Source organism: Frankia sp. CoWAU3 (genome assembly GCF_977971855.1).
On the sequence record NZ_CDWWXB010000011.1, the window covers coordinates 3,587 to 4,534 of the forward strand.

General features: G+C 68.1%; 2 pseudogenes. Both read left to right on the plus strand.

Annotation, left to right across the window (positions count from 1 at the left end):
• Positions 1 to 258: pseudogene (locus tag AC08ON_RS02455) on the plus strand (ABC transporter substrate-binding protein); the annotation flags it as partial.
• Between the two features lie 323 nt (positions 259 to 581).
• A pseudogene (locus AC08ON_RS02460) lies at positions 582 to 948 on the plus strand (branched-chain amino acid ABC transporter substrate-binding protein); the annotation flags it as partial.

Consider the following 948-nt stretch of genomic DNA (forward strand, 5'->3'; position numbering starts at 1 on the left):
GAGGCCATCCCCGCGGTCGCGGCCTATGCGTACGACGCCGCCAGGGCGATCATCCGCGCAGCGGCCACGGTGCTGCCGGGCCGGACGACCGTGGACGCGGCCACCAGACACGACCTCGTGACGGCGATCGGAAGCGGCTCGTTCGCGGGGATCACCGGCTCCGTCGCCTTCGACCGCTGGGGGGACACCCGATCGCCCACGGTCGTGCTCTACACGGTACTCGGCGGCAGATTCGTCCCGTTGAAGACGGAGAACTGACCGACCGGCGGTGACGTGTCGGCGGCTACCGCAATGGCTGCCGTAATGGCTGCGGCGGCTGCGGCAACCGACATCCTCCGACCGGGCCGTTGCGGGTTCTGCCGGGTCGTTCGCTTCTCCGATCGGGTCGTTTGCTTTCGGACTCACCGGCGAAACCCCCTTCAAGTTACGACACGCTCACGTTGCGCTTCCCTTCCGCTCCTCCGAAGGTTACGTTTTCGTCACTATCCGCTGTCGATCGGTTGCCGATGATGCGGTGGCGGACCGGGTTCTGACGCCGAGGGTGTCGGTAGCGGCAGCGATGTGCTGTGGGAGGGCGTGTCATGACGGGTCCTGGACGGCGAGGGGGCGTGCCCCGACCGAGCGTGACGCGGTGGGGGGCCCTCGGATCCGTGGGTGTGCTGACAGCCGCGGCCGTCCTTGCCGGCTGCGGCGGTGGTTCGTCCGGTGACGACGGGAAAAAGGAATACGCCATCGGCTTTCAGGGGCCGCTCTCCGGCGACAACCAGCAGCTCGGCATCAACGCCTACGACGGGGTGCTGACCGCTGTCGAGCTGGCGAACCGGCGCAAGGATCTGTCGTTCAGGCTGCGCCTGGTCGCCTCGGACGATCAGGGTATGGCCGAGCAGGGGCCAACCGCCGCGCAGAAACTGATCGACAATCCGGAGGTCATCGGCGTCGTCGGCCCCG